The 19718-nt window shown below is 51.2% G+C and carries 18 protein-coding genes and 1 pseudogene; 4 read left to right on the top strand and 15 right to left on the bottom strand.

Annotated elements, in window-relative coordinates; all coding sequences use genetic code 11:
* The first annotated feature begins 300 nt into the window (after positions 1-300).
* The 4 genes and pseudogenes from P0H77_RS17635 to P0H77_RS23205 all read left to right on the top strand — a co-directional run.
* Positions 301-1530 carry a PocR ligand-binding domain-containing protein gene (locus tag P0H77_RS17635; RefSeq protein WP_276158584.1) on the top strand — a complete coding sequence of 410 codons (1230 nt, stop codon included), beginning with the start codon at positions 301-303 and terminating at the stop codon, positions 1528-1530.
* Between the two features lie 15 nt (positions 1531-1545).
* The gene (locus P0H77_RS17630) at positions 1546-2598 is read left to right on the top strand and encodes a response regulator (protein WP_276158583.1); all 1053 of its coding nucleotides are present in this window, start codon (positions 1546-1548) and stop codon (positions 2596-2598) included.
* A 131-nt stretch (positions 2599-2729) separates the two neighbouring features.
* Positions 2730-3911: a methionine adenosyltransferase gene (metK, locus tag P0H77_RS17625; RefSeq protein WP_276158582.1), complete on the top strand. Its 1182-nt coding sequence runs from the start codon at positions 2730-2732 to the stop codon at positions 3909-3911.
* Between the two features lie 19 nt (positions 3912-3930).
* Positions 3931-4170, top strand: a pseudogene (locus P0H77_RS23205) (BMC domain-containing protein); the annotation flags it as partial.
* A gap of 356 nt (positions 4171-4526) precedes the next feature.
* Here P0H77_RS23205 and P0H77_RS17615 read toward each other — a convergent pair.
* The 15 genes from P0H77_RS17615 to P0H77_RS17545 all read right to left on the bottom strand — a co-directional run bounded on the left by P0H77_RS17615 (position 4527) and on the right by P0H77_RS17545 (position 19532).
* Positions 4527-5429 carry a permease gene (locus tag P0H77_RS17615; protein WP_276158580.1) on the bottom strand — a complete coding sequence of 301 codons (903 nt, stop codon included), beginning with the start codon at positions 5427-5429 and terminating at the stop codon, positions 4527-4529.
* Positions 5430-5534: 105 nt separating this feature from the next.
* Entirely contained in the window at positions 5535-6452 is a 918-nt protein-coding gene (locus P0H77_RS17610) for a glycyl-radical enzyme activating protein (protein ID WP_276158579.1), read from the bottom strand.
* A 102-nt stretch (positions 6453-6554) separates the two neighbouring features.
* On the bottom strand, positions 6555-9098 hold the full coding sequence (grpM, locus tag P0H77_RS17605; protein WP_276158578.1) for a glycyl radical diol dehydratase GrpM: 2544 nt from the start codon (positions 9096-9098) through the stop codon (positions 6555-6557).
* Between the two features lie 158 nt (positions 9099-9256).
* Positions 9257-9556, bottom strand: coding sequence for a BMC domain-containing protein (locus P0H77_RS17600; protein ID WP_276158577.1), 300 nt, complete (start codon positions 9554-9556; stop codon positions 9257-9259).
* A gap of 24 nt (positions 9557-9580) precedes the next feature.
* Positions 9581-11089, bottom strand: coding sequence for an aldehyde dehydrogenase family protein (locus tag P0H77_RS17595; RefSeq protein WP_276158576.1), 1509 nt, complete (start codon positions 11087-11089; stop codon positions 9581-9583).
* A gap of 48 nt (positions 11090-11137) precedes the next feature.
* Positions 11138-11923 carry a propanediol utilization microcompartment protein PduB gene (gene pduB, locus P0H77_RS17590; protein WP_276158575.1) on the bottom strand — a complete coding sequence of 262 codons (786 nt, stop codon included), beginning with the start codon at positions 11921-11923 and terminating at the stop codon, positions 11138-11140.
* 21 nt (positions 11924-11944) lie between these two features.
* On the bottom strand, positions 11945-12226 hold the full coding sequence (gene grpH / locus P0H77_RS17585; protein WP_103675147.1) for a propanediol utilization system shell hexameric protein GrpH: 282 nt from the start codon (positions 12224-12226) through the stop codon (positions 11945-11947).
* 186 nt (positions 12227-12412) lie between these two features.
* Positions 12413-13630 (bottom strand): propionate kinase, encoded by a 1218-nt coding sequence (gene tdcD / locus P0H77_RS17580; RefSeq protein WP_276158574.1) that lies wholly within the window; start codon positions 13628-13630, stop codon positions 12413-12415.
* 27 nt (positions 13631-13657) lie between these two features.
* Positions 13658-14158 carry a heme-binding protein gene (locus P0H77_RS17575; RefSeq protein WP_276158573.1) on the bottom strand — a complete coding sequence of 167 codons (501 nt, stop codon included), beginning with the start codon at positions 14156-14158 and terminating at the stop codon, positions 13658-13660.
* Positions 14159-14180: 22 nt separating this feature from the next.
* Positions 14181-14453, bottom strand: coding sequence for a EutN/CcmL family microcompartment protein (locus P0H77_RS17570; protein ID WP_276158572.1), 273 nt, complete (start codon positions 14451-14453; stop codon positions 14181-14183).
* Positions 14454-14455: 2 nt separating this feature from the next.
* The gene (locus P0H77_RS17565; protein WP_276158571.1) at positions 14456-15169 is read right to left on the bottom strand and encodes a flavoprotein; all 714 of its coding nucleotides are present in this window, start codon (positions 15167-15169) and stop codon (positions 14456-14458) included.
* Between the two features lie 11 nt (positions 15170-15180).
* Entirely contained in the window at positions 15181-15852 is a 672-nt protein-coding gene (locus P0H77_RS17560) for a phosphate propanoyltransferase (protein WP_276158570.1), read from the bottom strand.
* 102 nt (positions 15853-15954) lie between these two features.
* Positions 15955-17070: a 1-propanol dehydrogenase PduQ gene (locus P0H77_RS17555; RefSeq protein WP_276158569.1), complete on the bottom strand. Its 1116-nt coding sequence runs from the start codon at positions 17068-17070 to the stop codon at positions 15955-15957.
* 233 nt (positions 17071-17303) lie between these two features.
* Positions 17304-18053, bottom strand: a complete 750-nt coding sequence (locus P0H77_RS17550; RefSeq protein WP_276158568.1) for a hypothetical protein — start codon at positions 18051-18053, stop codon at positions 17304-17306.
* Positions 18054-18302: 249 nt separating this feature from the next.
* Positions 18303-19532 (bottom strand): amino acid permease, encoded by a 1230-nt coding sequence (locus P0H77_RS17545; protein WP_276158567.1) that lies wholly within the window; start codon positions 19530-19532, stop codon positions 18303-18305.
* Positions 19533-19718: the final 186 nt, after the last annotated feature.

Here is a 19718-nt window from a genome sequence, read left to right as displayed (position 1 = left end):
AATAATAACCGCCCTTACAAAGGCGGCAAATAATAACCAGACTTAATATTAATATGTTAACCAGGTTAAAAATAATAGCCAAATAAAGTGGGAGATAAAAATCACACCTTTTAATTCTGCATGCATAACGACAAGACGCCAGTGCTATTTTTGTTATGTTTTTTTAAACAAATATAAAACATATGATGATTGGCATTTACAAAATAATAACAATTAAATTTGGCTTTGTGAGCAGTTTCATAAATTTCCCTTATCAGGTCGGGTATCATTTTTTACATGGTTGGCGAAAAGGTGGGCATCATGAATACAAACTATAAATTGCATGAGTTTCTTGATGTCGATCGTCTGCAAACCCTGCAGGATAATTTCAGTAAATCAATGATGATTGCGCTGGTGGTTGTCGATCAGGAAGGCGTACCGGTCACCCGTCCGAGTGGATTTTCAGATTTTTGTGCCCGCTCCAGAATGAATACGTCACTGGCGCGCCATTGTTACGACAGTGACAGTGCCGGGGGAGAGGCGGCCATGAAGGCAGGGAAACCCGTGGTTTATCGCTGCTACTGTGGTTTCGTTGAATTTGCTGTCCCTATCATGATTAACGATCATTACCTTGGCGCATTTATTTCAGGGCAGGTAAAAGTCGAAGAAGAAAAAGAACAATCAATTCCTTATATCCTGGATAACAATCGGTTGTGGCAGGAAAACCCGTGGCTTACCGATTTACATCACCAGTCGCAGCGAATGCCTTATGAGCGATTTGAATCAACAGCGACAACGCTGCTTCATGTGGCCTCCTACCTCGTTGAGCAGGCGCATACCAATAATATTCAGCGTGAACTGCGGCAAAAAGATCTGGAATTAACCCATGAACTACGTAAACGCGTTGAGATTGAGCGCTCATTACATGAGGCGGAATTTAAAGCATTATCTTATCAAATCAGCCCGCACTTTCTGTTTAACGTTCTGAATACGATTGGTCGTCTGGCCTTTCTCGAAGATGCCAGCCGGACGGAAACCATGGTGCATGATTTTTCTGACATGATGCGTTATTTATTGCGCAAAAATAATAATGGTTTAATCACCCTTGGTCAGGAAATGAACTACGTTAATTGCTATATGGCTATCCAAAAAGTCAGAATGAATGACCGCTTCGATTATATCTGCCAGATTCCTGAGAAATATAATAATGTCATTTGTCCTTTTTTGATCCTCCAGCCGCTAATGGAGAATTTCTTTAACTATGTCGTGGAGCCGCGGGAAACCAAAAGCCAGATTATGCTGCGTGCGACTGACGATGGTAAGGATGTTATTATAGAGGTTATTGATAACGGTGATGGTATATCTGCAGAAGGTATACAGCATATCCTCTCGGGCAATCAGAACCGACAGAAAGGAGGGATTGGTATTCATAATATTAAAAACCGCCTGCAGCTTCTTTTTGGTGAAAGCTATGGTCTGCAAATTACCAGTCCGCATAAGCCAGCGCTGGGCACAACGATAAAAATGCGATTTCCTCTGTTACCCGCCTGAGACCGGAGCGTAAGAATGTATAATATTGTTATTGTGGAAGATGAGTCGATTGAACTGGAGTCGTTGAAACGGATTGTTTCCCGGTGCGTTGACAACGCGATTATTCATGAAGCCTCAACGGGGAATAAGGCTATCCAACTCATAGATAACATGAGCAAGATAGACATGATGTTTGTGGATATTAATATCCCACTGCCAAACGGTAATCAGGTTATTGAGTATCTCAAACAGAAGAATACCGATACCAAAGTCATCGTGACGACGGCAAATGATGATTTTGACATTGTGCGAAATATGCTCAGCCTTAAGGTTGATGATTATTTGTTAAAACCGGTTAAGCAAAGTACGCTGACTGAGACCATACTGAAAACGCTTCAGATAGATGAGGCCAGGGCATCGGAGACACGTGCATTAAGACAAAATATCAGTGACCTGATTAACCACTGTGATTATCCTGGCTGGCACACGTTTTTATTCAGTATTCTGGATGCCGCCTGGTCTGGTCGTGCGCTCGGTGATGAGCAATCAAAAACAATCATCAATATCCTGGAGTTAACTCAGCAACATCTCGCCAGTCTGGGTGAAAAATTCGTACAATGCCGCAATAAACTTACTGGTATTGCGCAAACTATTCATCATCAGGGAGTGACAACTCAACATTACTGGCAGCTAATGAATCAGCTTCTTGATGTCAGTGGAACTATTTTCGATTTACTATTTAAAAGCGTTAATAGCAATATGGATTTTGTTGCCCGCGCGAAGTTTCATATTGAGAGAAGTATTCTCAATAACATTACACTTGATGATATCGCGGCTAAAGCATTTGTCAGTCCCTGCTATTTAAGTCGGGCATTTAAAAAGAGCACCGGCGCAGGGTTTTCTAACTATATTACAATGCGCAAAATTATGCTCGCAAAGTCGTTGCTGCAATTTAGTGATTTGAAGGTCAACACCATTGCGCTCGAACTCTCCTGGCAGGATGCGAATTACTTTTGTCGTATTTTCAAAAAAGAGACCGGGATCGCGCCGTCAGACTATCGCCGGGCTGTTTCCGGTGAAGCCTGTTAAGCCAGTAAGAACTTTTTTGCACTACTTTCTGTCGCCGCGCAAGAAAATCCGCTATACCGGCAAGATTGTGTCCTCCCACGCTAAGGTGGGGCCGCTAAGATGAAATACTCTCTTAATACAGTGGCCCAGCCGTGGAAGATTTTCTTTTTACCTCCGAATCCGTTGCCGAAGGGCATCCAGATAAAATGGCCGATCAGATTTCAGACGCCATTCTGGATGCGTATCTGTTAAAAGATCCCACGGCCAAAGTAGCGTGTGAATGTTTACTCAAAACGGGCGCCGTCGTCGTGGCAGGAGAAATCTCGTCAGACGTGAATATTGATATAGAAAGCGTGATCCGTGCCACCGTTAAATCCATCGGTTATGACCACTGCGCAAAAGGATTCGATGCCTCGACCTGTGCCGTTATCAGCATGCTCGGCAAACAATCACCGGATATCGCCAGCGGCATTCACGCGCGCGATCCTGAGCTTATTGGCGCGGGCGATCAGGGGATCACCTTTGGCTATGCCTGCAATGAAACACCCCAACTGATGCCTGCGGCGTTGTTGTATGCCCACCGGTTGATGGAGCGCCAGGCGCTCTTGCGTAAAACCGGCCGCCTTAGCTGGCTGTTGCCGGATGCCAAGAGCCAGCTTACGTTGCGTTATCATGAGGGCCAGATCCTTGACGTGGATACCGTGGTGGTGTCCACGCAGCATCGTCCTGATATTGCGCTTGCGCAGCTACGCGAAGCCGTTATTGAGGAGATCGTTAAGCCCGTGCTTCCCGCGCGCTGGCTGACGGGTGCCACACGCTTTTTGATTAATCCTGCCGGGCCGTTCGTTCACGGTGGACCCGCGGCGGATTGTGGTCTGACCGGGCGCAAGATTATTGTCGACACTTACGGCGGCGCGGCCTGTCATGGCGGCGGTGCTTTCTCCGGAAAAGATCCCTCTAAAGTCGATCGTTCTGCGGCCTACGCGGCACGCTATGTGGCAAAAAATATTGTTGCTGCCGGGCTTGCGGCGCGCTGTGAAGTACAGCTCGCCTGGGCGATCGGCGTTACGACACCCGTATCACTTCGTATCAATACGTTCGGTACTGCCCGGCTCGATCAACAACAGCTGGTTGCGCTGGTGCTACGCCATTTTGATTTGAGCGTCTACGGCATTATCAAACAGCTTGATTTGCTGGCACCACGCTATCGGCAGACGGCCTGTTATGGCCATTTTGGTCGCGATATTTTCCCCTGGGAACGCATTGATAAAGCGCCGCTGTTACTGGATGCGGCGGGCGGCCATCGCATTCGTCATCTCACCAATTATGTTTAAGGTATCACAGGAGAAAAGTATGTCCGGGCAGAGTTTAGGCTTAATTGAAACCGTCGGTCTGGCGGTGGCGGTAGAAGCGGCTGATGCCGCCATGAAATCCGCCAATGTTGAGTTGATGGGATATGAATTAAGTAAAGGCGGCGGATTAGTTACCGTAAAGCTCACAGGCGAAGTGGGGGCGATTAATGCAGCCGTCGCGGCGGGTGTCGCCTCTGCCAGTAAAATCGGTAGCGTGTTTGCGTGGAAAGTCATCGCCCGCACGGCAGCGGGTATTCAAAACATGCTGGAATCAGATGAAACCTGCGGCCTGGAATCACAGGACTCCACCGTCGCGTCTGACGGTCATCAACACACCATTCCGGTATGGAATCTGGACGCAACGGAGGGATCCTCTTCCTGTGCAGAAATGACTGATACAAAACAAGAACATATTTCTGCTGCTGAAGAAGAGATAACCGCCAACGTTAACGAGGATAACGGCAAAAAAGAAAGTCAGCCTGCGCGCCCGCGAGTCAAGAATACGCGGCGCTAAATCGACGCTTTCAGGACACCGCCCGAGGGCGGTTTTTTTTGCGGTTGGCCAGAAAGCCAGTGGGATAGCCACTGGCCCGGGCATCAGAACAGCGGCACCATGGCGAAGAAACCGATCATGGCGAGAATATTAATCACGCTGGTCATCAGGGCAATAGTCATTGCCGGAGGATCGATATGCGTATCGCCGTGGATCAGAAACAGGCGCGACACCAGCTCTCCCATCAGAGCGCAGATAATACCTGTCAGCGCAGCCCATAGCACACTGTGCGAGGCAACGGCAGCGAGCGCTGCCGGTAGCGCGATGTGATGAGAGACCGGAACCTGAGTATTAAAGTGCAGAAAGATTAGCGACGTTGCGGAAATCCCGAAAGCCAGTAATGCACCGTTCGCGCCAAATTTTATTCCCAGATAGCCGGCCAGCAAGCCCATTCCCAGACCGAGCACCGACAGCTGAGGAATACGGCTGTGATAGGGCATCCAGCATTTATCCTGCGGGGGATAGCAGCGGCGAATACCGGCATCGGGTTTGCCCATCAGACCCGTTTTGCCGAATACCAGACGCGTAATTATTCCAGAAATCACGACCGTTAATGCGACGGTATCGGTCCATGCGCTGCCCGAGGGGAGGGCAAACTGATTCAGTCCCCATGCAATAACGTAGCCCAGCGCGCCAAAAATACCGCCGACCAGCAGGACGTCATACGCGCCCAGTCCGCTAAGACCGGCAGTAATATCGCGTCCTGAAGCCAGTTTTCCCCGCTTCGCGGCCCAGGCGGTCGCGGCGACCCCGGCGGCGAAGCCTCCGGTATGCGGACCAAACATCCCAAAAGGAAAGTCGATGAAATGGGTTGCTGTGCCAGTGGTAATTTGTGCGATGGTCATGGCAATAACCAGTAATCCGACAAATTCAAATGCCGCCAGTGCGCCAATAGCTGCGCCAAAAATGCCGCCGCCAAAGGCAATTAAAATATCTAAAGCATTCATTAATAATAACCTCGTTAATATATAGGGTAAGTAAGATTCAGGAGGGCTTTTAATAGATGTATGTTTTTTTATTTTTGCCCGGAATAATATTATTCCGGGAGATTCTTAGCCGCCAATGTGGCAGTGAAAACCCATCGATTCAATAAGCTTTTTCAGACGTTCAACATTATGTTCAGCTAATGACGGCGTGTCGCCCATCGGATAAATTCTGCCTAACAGCGTATATTTATTTTCGCCAAATGTATGATAAGGCAGTAAATGAATGGTATCGACGCCAGACATTAATTTGGCAAACTCTGCGATGCTGCGTATTTCTTCTTCATTATCGTTAACGCCCGGCACCAGCGGAATGCGGACAATGACTTTGGTAATAAAGGAGATGCGCAGAAGGTTTTCCAGGATCTGGCTGTTATTGACGCCAGTATTGTGTTGATGAACCGCAGGGTTAATCGCTTTGATATCCGTTAACGCCAGGTCTATCCACGGAAAAACATCCTCTACCACCTCTTTGGTGGTCAATCCGGTCGTTTCAATGGCGGTATGCCAGCCTTTTGCTTTACAGGCTTTCAGCAATTCACGGGCAAATTCAGGCTGCGCAAGCGGCTCTCCGCCGGATAGCGTAACGCCACCACCGGATCGGCGAAACAGACTCTCCTCTTTTTGCAGTTCACGAATAACCTCATTAACGGTCATGCGCTTGCCTTTCATTTCCAGTGCCTGCGTCGGGCAGACCTTTGTGCATTCACCACATTGCACACAACGTTCACGATCGACAAAAGACGGACTGGACGGGGAGAGGGCATTTTGAGGACAGACCTCAATACATTTTCCACAGCGAATACAGTCGTTCTTTTTAAAAAGTAATTCAGGCTGTGGGCGCTGCGACTCCGGATTACTGCACCATTTGCAGGCCAGAGGACATCCTTTAAAAAAAGGGATCGTGCGAATGCCGGGACCGTCGTGCAGGGAATAGCGCTGAATGTTGAATAAAACGCCTTCCGTATCGTATTCGACTCTATTCATAACATCACTCGTCATAAAGGCGGCGTAGCAACATCAGGGCAGCCGCCGAAAATCGGCTTTAAAAAAGGCCATGGCAAAACCATGGCCTCCGGGCAGGATTGATCAGAACTGCTGTTCGGTACGGCTGATAATGTCGTCCTGAACTTCTTTCGCCAGCACTACAAACTGAGCGCTGTAACCCGCCACGCGCACCACCAGATCCTGGTGCTGCTGCGGATTTTTCTGCGCTTCCAGTAGCGTGTTGCGATCGATAACGTTGAACTGAACGTGCATCCCTTTCTTGTCGAAATAGTTACGTACCAGCCCGCCGAAGTGATGCAGACCTTTCTCACCTGCCAGTGAAGACGGCAGGAACTTCTGGTTGTATAGCGTGCCATTAGAGGCGATAAAGTGATCCAGTTTGGCAACCGAGTTGGCGGCAGCCGTCGGACCCTGGGTATCCTTACCCTGGCGAGGCGAAACGCCATCGGCCAACGGCTCTTTCGCCAGACGACCATCCGGCAGCGCACTGACATCCTTGCCAAACAGCACGTTTGCGGAAACCGGATAGATCCCGGCCTGGAAGCGTCCACCACGTGGGTTGGTGTATTTCTCCACTTCCTGACAGTAAATCAGCGCACACTGGCGGGCGACGAGATCCACTTCATCGATATCGTTACCAAAACACGGCGTATTCTCCAGAATATGGCGGATCTCTTCGAAACGTGAGTGCTTGCCTGACGGTGCGGCGCTGGTACCGGAAAGCTGACGGTAGACTTCGTTTTTAATCGTTGCCGGATCGAGCGAGCCATCACGCTCAATAATCCCTTTCACAATGGCATAAATTTCCTGCTCGCCCAGCGAAGACTTCGCCGGGGCGCTCTGCGGGCTGCCTCCAGTCGGATAGCCAAAGTTGGCATCCAGCGCACTTTTCAGTTCCTGCAACGTCAATCTGCGGTCTTCAAAAACCTGTTTCTGAATGGCATAAACCGAGTCGCCGGTATCAGCGATGCCAAACGCCTGCGGGCCGGTAAAGTTATAGATCGCGCCCCCTTCCTGAAGTGATTTCCCGCGTCCGATACAATCATCCACCATCGCAGACAGGAAAGGCAGCGGACAGCGTTCTCCGTGGGCGATATCCACGCTGTTACAGGCTTCAACCAGCTGATGAACAAAGTGCGCCATCTGTTGTTTAAACGCGCGGTAGAAGTCATCGAGACTGGCGTACTGCGTCAGTTCACCGGTGGCCGGGCCGAGTTGTTTCGTGCCTGAGCGTCCATTATTCAGCGTGATTTCCAGTACCTTCGCCACGTTGAAGAATGCCGCATCGTGCCATCCCTCAGTACGATGGGGAGCCTGCGGCTCGACACAACCGATGATGCAGTAGTCGCGTGCGTCCCGCAGCGAGACGCCCCGGTTCTGGAGCGCCGGAATAATCACTTCGTCGTTATACATGGCCGGGACGCCGAGGCCGAGACGTACCAGTTCACAGGCGCGGAACAGGAACTCATCCGGCGTGCCTTGCCAGACACGAATGGAGAAAGAGGGCTGAGGCAGACGCACATGTGCCGTCGCTTCCATGCACATATAGGTCAGTGGGTTGGTGGCATCACGACCATCTTCTGTCTGGCCGCCTACACACAGGTTCTGGAACACGGCGTAGCCTGCGAAAGCCTGAGCAGAGACTTCGTCACGCGTTTTGTTGATATCATTGAGTTTGATCCAGCAGCAGTCCACCAGTTCCTGCGCGAACTCCTGGCTGATGGCGTTGTCTGCCGCCAGGTAAGGATACATATACTGGTCGAAGCGTCCGGGGGAAATAGAATGGCCGCTGGATTCAATTTGCAGCATGCTCTGAATAAACCAGAAGGTCTGACAGGCTTCCCAGAAGGTAGTGGCACCGTTTTCCGGCACGCGGGTACAGTTTTTCGCAATCTGCTCCAGCTCGCGTTGACGGGTCGGATCGCGTTCTTCGCGTGCCAGACGGGTTGCCTCCTGAGCGTAGCGGTGGGCAAAGGTAATCGCCGCCTGATAACTGAGGATCACCGCATGATAAAACTGCTCTTTCTTGATGTAGTCCGGCGCGCTGCGGTCCAGATTTTCCAGCGCGCGGGTCACTTCATCAATAATGCCACGAAAGCCGATTTTCAGTATCTTACCGTAATCGACGCTAACGTGACCCACACCGCCGTAAAAATAGTTACCGACGGTAAATACGCCATTACCCATGCTCTCTTTGGTCGCCTCAGACATATAGGACGCGGCCAGCGAGCTGGTCGTTTTTCCCGGCCAGTATTTAAATGCCTGATGCAGGTCTTCTGCGGTTTTTTTCGGAATAATGAAGGGGTCAGCGATACGATGTTCCATCGTCTCAAATTCTTTTTCTACCCAATCATAGGAGAACTCCGGGCAAATTTCAGTTGAGCGCGGATTAATAGTGACCGCGCCAACAATCAATTCATCCGGGCGGATCGTCACCGGCAGTTCATTGAATATTTTCTCGACCACTTTTGCCCGGCGCATAATGGCAGGAAGATGTTCATTCTCTTTATATGCTTCGGTTGCCAGCACTGCACGCTCAGATTCTACGTAGGGTTTAGCATGCAGGATCATGTTTTTCAGTCTTACAACACGTTCAGTCGGATTATTAAAGCCTTTCTCTAACATACAATAACTCCCGAAATGATATTGGCGTGATGCGTTTATCACGCCGGAATTTTTTACCTGACGGCAGTGCCGGAATACGTTCGCAAAATGACGAGACGATCTGGTGCTGAACTATTAATAACTCTGCTATTACAACTTTGGATTATTAACAGACACTCTTAGAATATATTGCTGTCATCCTCAATAATGCGTATTGCTTCGTTGACTGCGGCGACTTCACCAAATATTGCCAGGGTCGTAATATGCTGCGGACAGCTACCAAAGATTTCCGACACCGCAACGTTGGCGCTTTTACTGGCCCGATCGGCGAAAAAGTAGAGATCGGGAACGGGCAGCATAATCAACCCGATGGCATCGATGCGAAACCTGTCCAGCCGGTTACGGGACTCCGAAGGCATCCGCCGTTTCAGCATGGCCAGCGTTTCCGGGGTTGGAGCATTGATAATGCGTGTTTTCATCTTTGGTTACCCGTTCCGCTGACGTCAGCGAATATTTAACGCTTCCACCATGACGCAGCGGCGGTGTCTGGCGAAGGTGCGTGCCGAGGTGAGCCCTTCACCGGTCGGCCCGGCGATAGTGAACGTGGCATGTCCTTCGCCGCTAACGCCAATCCCGGCATAGGACGGACCGTTTTTGACAAAAATAGTGGTCTGGATCAGGCGCGCCATGCGGGTGAGTTTTTCGACGTTGGTTGAATGCATCATGGCGGTGTGGCGATTGCCATGCTCCACTTTGACCGCCAGATCGATGGCTTCATCGACGTTCTCAACCCGAACCACCGGGAGAATCGGCATCATTAATTCATGCACCACGAAAGGATGATCGCGTTCTGTCTCGATCAGGATAACTTTCACCTCTTCCGGCGCATCAATACCGATTTTCTGCAGGATGTAGCGGGCATCTTTGCCGACGAAAGCGGTATTCGGCCCGGTGCCTTTTTCGTTCAGGACCAGCGACTGTAATTGCTGGATATGCTGCTTGTCGCACAGCAAGAGTGCGCCACTTTTCTTCATGCAGTGGATGAGATAATCCGCCACTTCATTAACGACGATGACCTCTTTTTCAGCGACGCACGGCAGGTTATTGTCAAAACTACAGCCGTTAATAATATCTCTGGCCGCTTTCTCAATATTTGCCGTTTCATCCACCACGGCGGGCGGATTACCTGCCCCTGCGCCAACGGCCTTTTTGCCTGACGACATCACCGTTTTGACGATTGCCGGACCGCCGGTGGCAACCAGCATATTAACACGAGGATCGTTGATTAACGCCGTGGTGTTTTCGATCGACGGTTTGCTCACCGTGACCACCAGGTTGGCCGGGGCACCGAGCTGTGCCAGCCGCTGATTGATCAGCGCTACGCAGTGCAGAGAAACGTTGCGCGAGCGCGGATGGGGACTGAAAATGACCGTGTTGCCTGCTGCCAGCATACCGATGGAATTATTGATAATGGTTTCCGTCGGATTCGTCGTTGGCGTAATGGAGCCGATCACACCAAAAGCTGAATATTCCGTTAACGTCAGGCCGTTATCGCCGCTCTGCGCACAGGTTGCCAGGTCTTCAATTCCCGGTGTTTTTTGCGCGGCAACCCGGTTTTTCACCAGTTTATCGGCATAATTACCCATTCCGGTTTCGTCTACCGCCATGCGCGATATCGTCTGCAATACATCGTCCTGCAGGAAAACAGCGCGGATGCCGTCAATAAAGTTAGCCCGATCCTGCATGGTGCAGTGGCGGTACTGGATTTGTGCCTGTCTGGCAGCGGCAATCGCCTCGTCCATCGTGGCAAATGCGCCATCGCCCGTATCCGATGACGTACCGGCATCACCGTGTTGACGGCTGGCCAGCACGCTGGCAACAATCGCCTCAATACTGTCGCGGTCGGGCGGAGTTGTCGGAGCCGACGCGCTGCTGGTGACGGTCTCTGGCGTGGTTTTCGTGTATTTACTCAGTACGCGAGAGACAGCCTGAGTAATTTCAATGTCGTTCATGCAATTTATTCCTTACTTCACATCGCGTCAGGCGCAGGGCAACACGCCTCAAATATAGGGCGTGGTCGTCGATTTAATCGGCGCAGGATCTAAGGTAGACAGAAGTTGCAACCCGACCTCTCTTGCCGCAATCACGGCCTGGCGCACCGCGCCGGAATCGCCTGCGAAGGTAAAGATCACTTCATTGCTGAAGCTGGTACCTTTACCAGGACTGGCATAGCCGACCGGATCAACCACTGCGGCTTTCGCTGCCGCATCCGCAACGACGATACCAATTGCGGCCGGACAGGCGCAGGTCATCCCGAACGCTTTACCCAGCGGGGCATCGAAAGCTTTGTTCAGCGCATAGCTGGCGCGGGCGGTGTACTGAAACTCCAGATGCCCCGCCGGTGAGCCGTAGACGTCACCCATTGTCCGTTCTATTTCCGCTAAGGCGACTTCAATAGCACGGCGAACATCAGAGACATCAGCAGCGCCGAACACGATCATACATCCGTGTCCGCCGCCGCCTTCGGTGTCGCGGGCAAGCTCGATGGCGAGGATCTCGCTATTGGTCGCTTTGATCGCTTCGTCTGCGGCAAAAATATGCGGGCCAGCGCCCGTACGGGCACCAAGAATACCGATTGAGCGATATTTCTTGTCGATATTCATCACTTCATGTAATTGATGATCGACGTTGGCAATCACCAGCCCAATAGTATGACCGAGGGCGGTGCCGACAAATTCTGTTAAACCACAACCGGTAATGCTGGCGGCGGTTTTATTATTTGTGGTGCTGCCGGTCTGCTTATTCATTACTTCAGATATAATCTGTTCAACAAGATTATCTCTCATGGTCAGTATCCTCAGTTTTTATTAACTGACAGCTTTCGGCAGGATTTTTTCCACTTCGATATGTGGGCGTGGAATAACATGTACGGAGACCAGTTCACCGACTTTAGTGGCTGCGGCAGAGCCTGCATCGGTTGCTGCCTTTACCGCACCAACATCGCCACGGACCATGACGGTAACCAGGCCAGAGCCGATTTTTTCGTATCCGACGAGCATGACGTTTGCGGATTTAACCATGGTATCTGCAGCTTCAATGGCGGAGACCAGACCTTTTGTTTCAACCATACCTAATGCTTCTTGTTGCATATCAACCTCAATATTTCCAGGTAAGAGTAAAGGCAAGTAATGAAATAACCGGTGAAGGTTTAGTTCATATACATCATTAATTCATGCACTACGATAATATTGCGTTATGGACAAAATGTTTTGCCCGCCAGAGAGATTTTCTTGTTTTTCATTATTCTTGCGGACAATAAAATCCTCTTTGCTGCATCATCCGCTAACCGCAGCACACAGGGTCGATGCGATGGCGGCGGCGTCCTGGGCGATCATCTTTTCTTCATTGGTAGGGATCACCGCGACAAGCGGAGAGCCGGGCAGGGAAATCACACCATCACGACCGCCATACAGGTATTCATTCTTTTTGCTGTCCAGCGCAATACCAAATATGGCCAGCTTTTGCGCGGTTAACTCCCGCACCAGCGCAGAGTTTTCTCCGATGCCGCCGGTAAATATCAGCGCATCAAAGCGGTGTAGCGAGGCGAGATGAGCACCCAGGTGACGGGCCAGACGATGCACCATCACCTCAATGGCCAGCGCCGCGCGCTCATCGCCCTGACGTCGTGCTTCCTGTAGCGCGCGGCAGTCACTGGAAAGGCCGGAGATCCCCAGCAGCCCGGATTCGTTATTCACCATCTCATAGACGGCCTCGAAAGATTGTCCGCTACAGCGGGCAATATAGGCTGCCGCGCCAAAATCGAGATCGCCGCAGCGCGTTCCCATAACCAGTCCCTCCAGCGGCGTCATGCCCATGGAAGTATCTACGCTGATACCGTTCTTCACCGCGCAGACGGATGAACCATTGCCGAGGTGCGCAATAAGAATACCGTGATCGTCAGGATCGAGATCGAGACGTTTCACCGCTTCTGCCGCGATAAACCGGTGTGAGGTACCGTGAAAACCATAGCGCCTGACCTGGTGATTGTGCTGATATTCCAGCGGGATCGCATAGGTATAAGCGGCGGGCGACAGCGTCTGGTGAAAGGCAGTATCAAAGACGGCCACCTGCGGCAGGGTGGGAAGCAGCGCCATAGCCGCATCTATGCCGATCAGGTTTGCCGGATTATGCAGCGGAGCCAGGGCTGACAGTTCGCGGATGCGGGCGATAACCTGTGCATCAATGAGAACCGACTGTTGAAAATCGCGGCCGCCATGGGCAACCCGATGACCGATGGCATAAAGGCGCGGCAGCAGCGCCATGTCATCCAGCCTGGCGAATAACGCCCTGAGCGCCTGATGATGGCTGGCCTCACTCAGCGACTGCGTGGTTTTGTGATCCGCGCCGCTCTTAAAAGTGATACAGGCGTCTGCCAGTCCCAGCTTCTCGGCCAGACCGGAAAGGAGAGGAGCATCTTCATCGGGAGAGAGCACCGAAAATTTCAGTGAAGATGAACCGCAGTTGATAACCAGAACCAGTGATGCTAACGACATAACGACCTCAGCGCGTAGTAAGCGCCATTAATGAGAGGATGTAAGGGAAAAGTGCTGCTGACTAAAGCGCTGTAATGTGGCACTGGCGATAGCAATATCTTGCTCGACGCTGCCGCCACTGATACCGATGCCGCCTAACAGAACCCCCTCAGACCAGCAGGGTAAGCCGCCGCCGAAGCAACAAAGCCCCGCCTCGTGCTGGAGTCCGTACAGGCTGGAGCCCGGCTGTACTTCTGCCGCCAGGACGTGCGTCGGCATTTTAAGGGCCACGGCGGTCCATGCTTTTTGCGCGGCGAGCGTGTGGCTGATGAGTAACGCATTGTCCATGCTGAAAAAATAACGCTGATGACCTGTCGCATCGACAAGGCTAAACACAATAGGCACCTCCCACGCTTCAGCCACATCCTGGGCACATTTTGCCAGGGCGGCAGCCTCCGCCAGACTCAGCGAAAGCTGGCGCGGCGAGAGATGGCGGGCGATAGCATCACGAATACGTTGATCGAGTTCGGCATTTGATTCACGGAGCATGATATTTTCTCCTGTCTGCCCGTTACTGGTCATTCAAATCGACAGAATCAACGATGCCAACGATCGAGGCATCAATGACAGAATGTTCTTTACTGTTACTCATGCGTGCCGAACTGCCGGTGGTAACAATCACGATTTCACCATTGCCGGCACCGACAAAATCCACGGCCACCTGAGCGGTGCCGGTGGGCTGATAACGCTCGTCGAGACGCGCGACAATCAGCAACTTTGCGCCATTAAGCGAGGCATGTTTGGTGGTGGAAACGAGCGCTCCGGTCACTTTTGCCAGATACATACTTACTCCTTGAGACGTTGAACGATGGCAATGCCCCGATCCCGGATTTCATCGCGGGCGGCGGGAGTAATTAACGTGTTGTCACCAATATGAAGCGCATCACCGCTGGGATGCTGTCGCACATCGCTCAGAGTAAGCAGTCGTTTCTCCGGGCTGACGGGCGCAGGTTGACCGATAATCGTGCAGCCGTATTCCATCAGGATGGCGGCATAATTTGCCAGTCGCGCCCGCAGGGCAGGGGCAAAATGCGTGGTTGAGTCGTGGCGGCATTCAGCATTCAGCGTGACAATAACCGGCTTATTTTGTGCAAGTGCGTAAAAGGCCCAGCGGCACACCAGGTTATCGCGAATGCCGAGAGCTATTTTGCTCATGCTGTTGGTAGAGAGCGCTGGCAGGTAAAGCCCCCAGTCATTGTCGGTGACAGCGCCGGGTTCGCACGTATCGCAAAGCACGTCAATGCCACGTTGTGTCAGCGCCTTGAGACAGTCTGCCTGTAGCGCAGAGTGGGAGGCGCTACAGGAAAAAGCCAGCCGTAAAAAATAGCCGCTATGGGTCAGCGCCATCAGACAATCCAGGGTGGCGGGCAGCGTTGTCAGATCGTCACCGCTTATGACCACCTGCATGATTTTGCTATTAGCCTGCAATCGCTTTTTTCGACGCATTAACAGGTCGTCGATAATGGTATCCAGCAGTGGCGACAGGTGATGCTGATCCATGGCTTTCTTCCTTAATGGCTCTGCGGACCAGGGGGCGATACCCGCGTGACGCAATCGCCGTTACGCAAACCGAAGCCGTTGGCCTCTTCAACATCAATGTGCATTTCCAGGACGGCATCGGCGCTGACGCGGACCACGACGTGACTCAGGACGCCCCCGCGATGACCGTCAATGCGGACGTCGATCTCCATGCCGTCACGCAGCGCATGTGCTTCGGCGTCCTGTGGAGAAATATGGATATGCCGCCAGGCGACAATGGCACCGTCCGTTTTCATTACCCGTCCATTGGGACCAATAATTTCAATGCCTGGCGAATCCTGCAGATCGCCGGACATTCGCACCGGGGCTTTTACGCCGAGAACGAAACCGTCAGAAACGGAGATTTCAATTTGTGTGGCGCTGCGTAACGGTCCCAGCACCCGCACTTTATGCAGTTCACCTTTGGGGCCTCGCAGCGTCACCGTTTCTTCCGCAGCATACTGACCGGGCTGTTTTACGGCTTTCATCCGGGTCAATGTTGATCCGTAGCCAAACAGGACATCCATATCTTCACGGCTTAAATGCACGTGGCGATTAGAAATGCCGACGGGGATCGTCAGCGCGTGCGCGGGTTTTGTCGACGCGGCCAGTTCCTGAAGAATTTGCTGGGTGATCCATTCGGCTTGTTGCTGGTTGTAATTCATAACGTCAATAACCTGAAAGTGTGTAATAGCGTGAGCCTGAGACCAGGCCTTTCTGCGTTTTGCTGTTTACCGTCTGCAAGATGAAGGCAATCCTGTCCGGAGTTAGCGGGCAATACGCGTGAGTAACCGATCAATATCCACCGCTGTGGGTTTACAGGGATTACTTGCGGTACAGCCATCTGCCAGCGCTGCGGCAATCAGCGCCGGGCGAAACGACTCAACGGTCTGCATCGTGACAGACAACCCGGCGAGCGTTGCCGGAATACCAAAATGACGGTTCATTGCATGAAGACCGGCGACAAGATCATTCAAGGTTTGCTGCGGTGTATCTGCGTGGATGCCCATTATCGCCGCACATTGCAGATAACGTTCGACGGCACCGGGCGAGCGCGCCGCGTTAAACTCAATAATGAGCGGCAGCAGCATTGCGTTAATTTTGCCGTGAGGAATATGCAGCATGCCGCCTATGGCATGGGCCATCCCATGTACCAGGCCCAGACCGGCGGAATTAAAGGCCATTCCGGCCATACAGGAGGCGTTATGCATATGCGTGCGGGCATCGAGATTTTTGTCGTCATCGAAAACGGTGGGTAGATGTTGCCAGACCAGAGCAATGGCTTTTTCCGCCAGCGCATCACTGAAATCATTCGCCCCGTCAGAGACCAGCGCCTCAATCGCATGGGTCAATACATCCATCCCGGTATCGACCGCCACCTGTCGGGGAACCGATAACACCAGATGAGGGTCGAGAATGGCGCAGTCCGGTACCAGTTTATCGTCAATAAGGGGATATTTTCGGCCATTATCGGGATCGGAAATAATGGCATACGAGGTGACTTCTGAGCCGGAACCGCTGGTGGTGGGGATGGCGATAAGCTCAATGGCATGCTGAGGGTAATATTCTTCGAGGGTAACCTTAATGCCTTTGGCAGCATCCAGTGATGAACCGCCGCCCAGCGCAATGATCGCGTCCGGCTTCATGCTTTTAAACTGTGATGCTCCCGCGTGCAAAATATCAATGCTGGGATCGGGCGTGACGTCGCTGAAAATAGAAACTGAAGCCTGTGGCATCTCATTGATCAAATAGCGCGTCTTACCTGACGTCGCCATAAAATTGTCGGTCACGATAGCGACTTTTTTATGATTCAGCCGGCGCAACGTGCCAATCGCGTCTTCACCGAAATAGACGTCAGGGATGGAAAAAAAGTAACTCGCCATTGGTTAACAACCCTATCCTCAAATAATAACCCGCTGACGGACACCGGGTCTGGAAAGAGATTGCATATTGTCATGGAAGATAAAAGAAGACGCTGGCTCTGCTTGTGCTACGTCAGGATTATGTTGCTGTTATTGGCAAGGATTGACAAAAAAATACAGCGGGAGGACGGAAGAACGCAAGTGCGTAGAAGACGCAGAAATACATTCTTCCCATCTTTTGCAGCGATCAACGATTAATTAATGCATGCTTTTACGGCGCGGTCGGGTCCACAAAGCATGACGCATTTTCCCTCGTCCATACTGTCCTTGAAATGCTGCTGCTTACCAACGCTGATGCCCGCACCACACCACATTAAATGATGCTCGTGGCGGCTACTGATGGCGACAGGAACGTCGCTGACAGTGGAGGACACCTCGACGCTAAAACCCTGACCGTATAACCGAATCGCTTCCAGCCAGATTTCGTTATCGTCTTTCACGCTAATCGCTTCCAGAAACAGAGGCGTGTCACCTTCACGGCTGGAGGTACGCGTCAGCGAGCCTGCGCGTTGAACGATGCACTGGTGAAAACGTTGCAGACGACGGCAGGAGCCTGTTCGGGTATCTTCCTGAAGCCAGCGGTTTAGCGGACGCAGTAAAAAATGATTCGCATCATCGCTACTGTAATCGTTCACAATAGTGCGGAAATAACGTGATAGCGTCCGATTGGAGCCAAATTCAAGCTGCCAGAGTAATTCACCCTTTAACGCTGCCCAGCCATGAGAGCGCAGCGGAATACCTGAACGATGGCTTTGGCGAATTTGACGAAGCGTCGCGCCACTCGCCGTCTGTGTTTTTAACGTACGAATTTCCTCAAGCTGCTGTTCATTCCAGCTTTCTGAAAATTCACCAGCGCTAATCAGCCCGTAACGATACCAGCGTCGCAGGTTGGAAGGATGAATGCCGGTGATGATGCAGACGTTATCGGTAGAATGGTATTTCATACTAAGCCCCCTTAAAGGGATGCCGTCAGAGGATGCTAACAGCTGAACGGCTATTATGAACCTGCCTGTCCAAAATTAATACAGTGGATTATGCTGATTACAAAACTTCACGTGTTTTTTTGCGCTGCCCGCATCAACAAGCAGATAAATATGACGTTTTAATAAAAATTTAAAAAATTTATTAAACAGAAGAGTATTACATTACGCAGGCCGTTGCCCGACAATCCAACTCGTCGGGCAGCAGCTAAATTAGCTGAAAAACATCACCGAAACGCAGAGTAAACCAACACTAAGAGTAATGAGATTAGCCAGTGAACGGTAAGGTTTTAGTGATGCAATCAGGTAAGTGGAAAGCGTTGGCATGATGAACAGGATCACCGCTATCAGCGGCCCGCTGATAGCGTAAATCATGGAAATCGCATTCGGGTTAATACAGCACACGACGAACATTGTCAGTGAAATGAGGATCACCGACATCGCCCGATGAAATGCCCGGCTTTTTTTAATCCCCTTATAGTCCAGAGCAGATTTTACGATTTCGGTCGCGCCTTCGATAACGCCAAAATAGGTGCCAAGGAAGGATTTAGACATCGCTATCACCGCCACCACAATGCCGGAAATGGCCAGCCAGCCCGGCGAATCAGGCATCGCTGAGAGGGCTGATAAAATAGTCACGCCTTCCTCTCTGGCGGCATTAATATAAGAAGACGGAATTGACAGCAGGCAGCTAAAAACAAAAAACAGTACGCTCAGGCAGATTATCAGGTAAGCCACCTTCATAATTTTTTTGCATTTATCCATAGCGTTCTCACGATATTTTTCCTGTCTGTCGATAGCAAACGTGGAAATAATCGGCGTATGACTAAAAGCGAAAACCATTACGGGGATAGAGAGCCATACCTGGTGCAACGTATGGCTATCAAAGGTGATTTGACTGGTGAGTAGAGAGGGCTCCCAGCGACCGGTCAGATAGACCGACAGGAACAGGAAGTACGCGATGAGCGGGAAAACCAGAAGTCCCATCACCCGAATGGTGGTGCGACGCCCCATCAAAAAGATAGCGTTCAGCACCAGCACAACGCCCAGGCTCACCAGCATTCGCACGCTGGTCGTTACTTCCCGGTGTCTGGCGACCTGCTCGCACAGCGAGTTAGTAATGGCAACGGCATAGATCAGGACGACTACAAAAAAGGCGACAAAATAGAGGGCGGTGATCGCATTACCGATTTTTTTGCCGTAATAGTGCGTTACCGCGCCGGTGATGCCTTCACCCGCCGGGGTCGGCGCAGAGAGGATAAACTGACATAGCGCTTTATGCGGCCAGTAAGTTAATGGATAGGCCACCATGGCGGTAATAAACAGCACTACGGCACCGGCAGATCCCAGTTGAATCGGGAGAAATAGCGTCCCTGCACCCACAGCCGTTCCATACAGCGCGAAACTCCACAGAGTCTCTTCTTTTGACCAAAATTTCGACATTAGTTAGTTTTTAATAGCATGCAAGTGATAAAAAGAAGCGCAACTTACCATAATTCTGCGGCTAAGTGGCATCTTGTCAGGAAAGGCCGAGGCTGCGTGCAAATTAAATTAACAATCTATTGTGATAAATCTCACTTATTTAAAACAATTAAAATAAGAGATATTAACAATGCACTACTATGGCGG

The organism is Superficieibacter sp. HKU1, from assembly GCF_029319185.1.
In the GTDB taxonomy this organism is placed as follows: domain Bacteria; phylum Pseudomonadota; class Gammaproteobacteria; order Enterobacterales; family Enterobacteriaceae; genus Superficieibacter.
Note: the sequence above shows the minus strand (reverse complement) of the source record. Positions and strands in the feature narration are given on the sequence as shown.

Coding starts and splice junctions, on each gene's coding strand:
- P0H77_RS17600 (WP_276158577.1), bottom strand. CDS start 9,556: ATGAAAACACGCATTATCAATGCTCCAACCCCGGAAACGCTGGCCATG.
- grpM (WP_276158578.1), bottom strand. CDS start 9,098: ATGTTAGAGAAAGGCTTTAATAATCCGACTGAACGTGTTGTAAGACTG.
- P0H77_RS17570 (WP_276158572.1), bottom strand. CDS start 14,453: ATGTATCTGGCAAAAGTGACCGGAGCGCTCGTTTCCACCACCAAACAT.
- P0H77_RS17565 (WP_276158571.1), bottom strand. CDS start 15,169: ATGGATCAGCATCACCTGTCGCCACTGCTGGATACCATTATCGACGAC.
- P0H77_RS17635 (WP_276158584.1), top strand. CDS start 301: ATGAATACAAACTATAAATTGCATGAGTTTCTTGATGTCGATCGTCTG.
- tdcD (WP_276158574.1), bottom strand. CDS start 13,630: ATGTCGTTAGCATCACTGGTTCTGGTTATCAACTGCGGTTCATCTTCA.
- P0H77_RS17545 (WP_276158567.1), bottom strand. CDS start 19,532: ATGTCGAAATTTTGGTCAAAAGAAGAGACTCTGTGGAGTTTCGCGCTG.
- P0H77_RS17630 (WP_276158583.1), top strand. CDS start 1,546: ATGTATAATATTGTTATTGTGGAAGATGAGTCGATTGAACTGGAGTCG.
- P0H77_RS17615 (WP_276158580.1), bottom strand. CDS start 5,429: ATGAATGCTTTAGATATTTTAATTGCCTTTGGCGGCGGCATTTTTGGC.
- P0H77_RS17595 (WP_276158576.1), bottom strand. CDS start 11,089: ATGAACGACATTGAAATTACTCAGGCTGTCTCTCGCGTACTGAGTAAA.
- pduB (WP_276158575.1), bottom strand. CDS start 11,923: ATGAGAGATAATCTTGTTGAACAGATTATATCTGAAGTAATGAATAAG.
- P0H77_RS17610 (WP_276158579.1), bottom strand. CDS start 6,452: ATGAATAGAGTCGAATACGATACGGAAGGCGTTTTATTCAACATTCAG.
- grpH (WP_103675147.1), bottom strand. CDS start 12,226: ATGCAACAAGAAGCATTAGGTATGGTTGAAACAAAAGGTCTGGTCTCC.
- P0H77_RS17550 (WP_276158568.1), bottom strand. CDS start 18,053: ATGAAATACCATTCTACCGATAACGTCTGCATCATCACCGGCATTCAT.
- P0H77_RS17575 (WP_276158573.1), bottom strand. CDS start 14,158: ATGCTCCGTGAATCAAATGCCGAACTCGATCAACGTATTCGTGATGCT.
- P0H77_RS17555 (WP_276158569.1), bottom strand. CDS start 17,070: ATGGCGAGTTACTTTTTTTCCATCCCTGACGTCTATTTCGGTGAAGAC.
- P0H77_RS17560 (WP_276158570.1), bottom strand. CDS start 15,852: ATGAATTACAACCAGCAACAAGCCGAATGGATCACCCAGCAAATTCTT.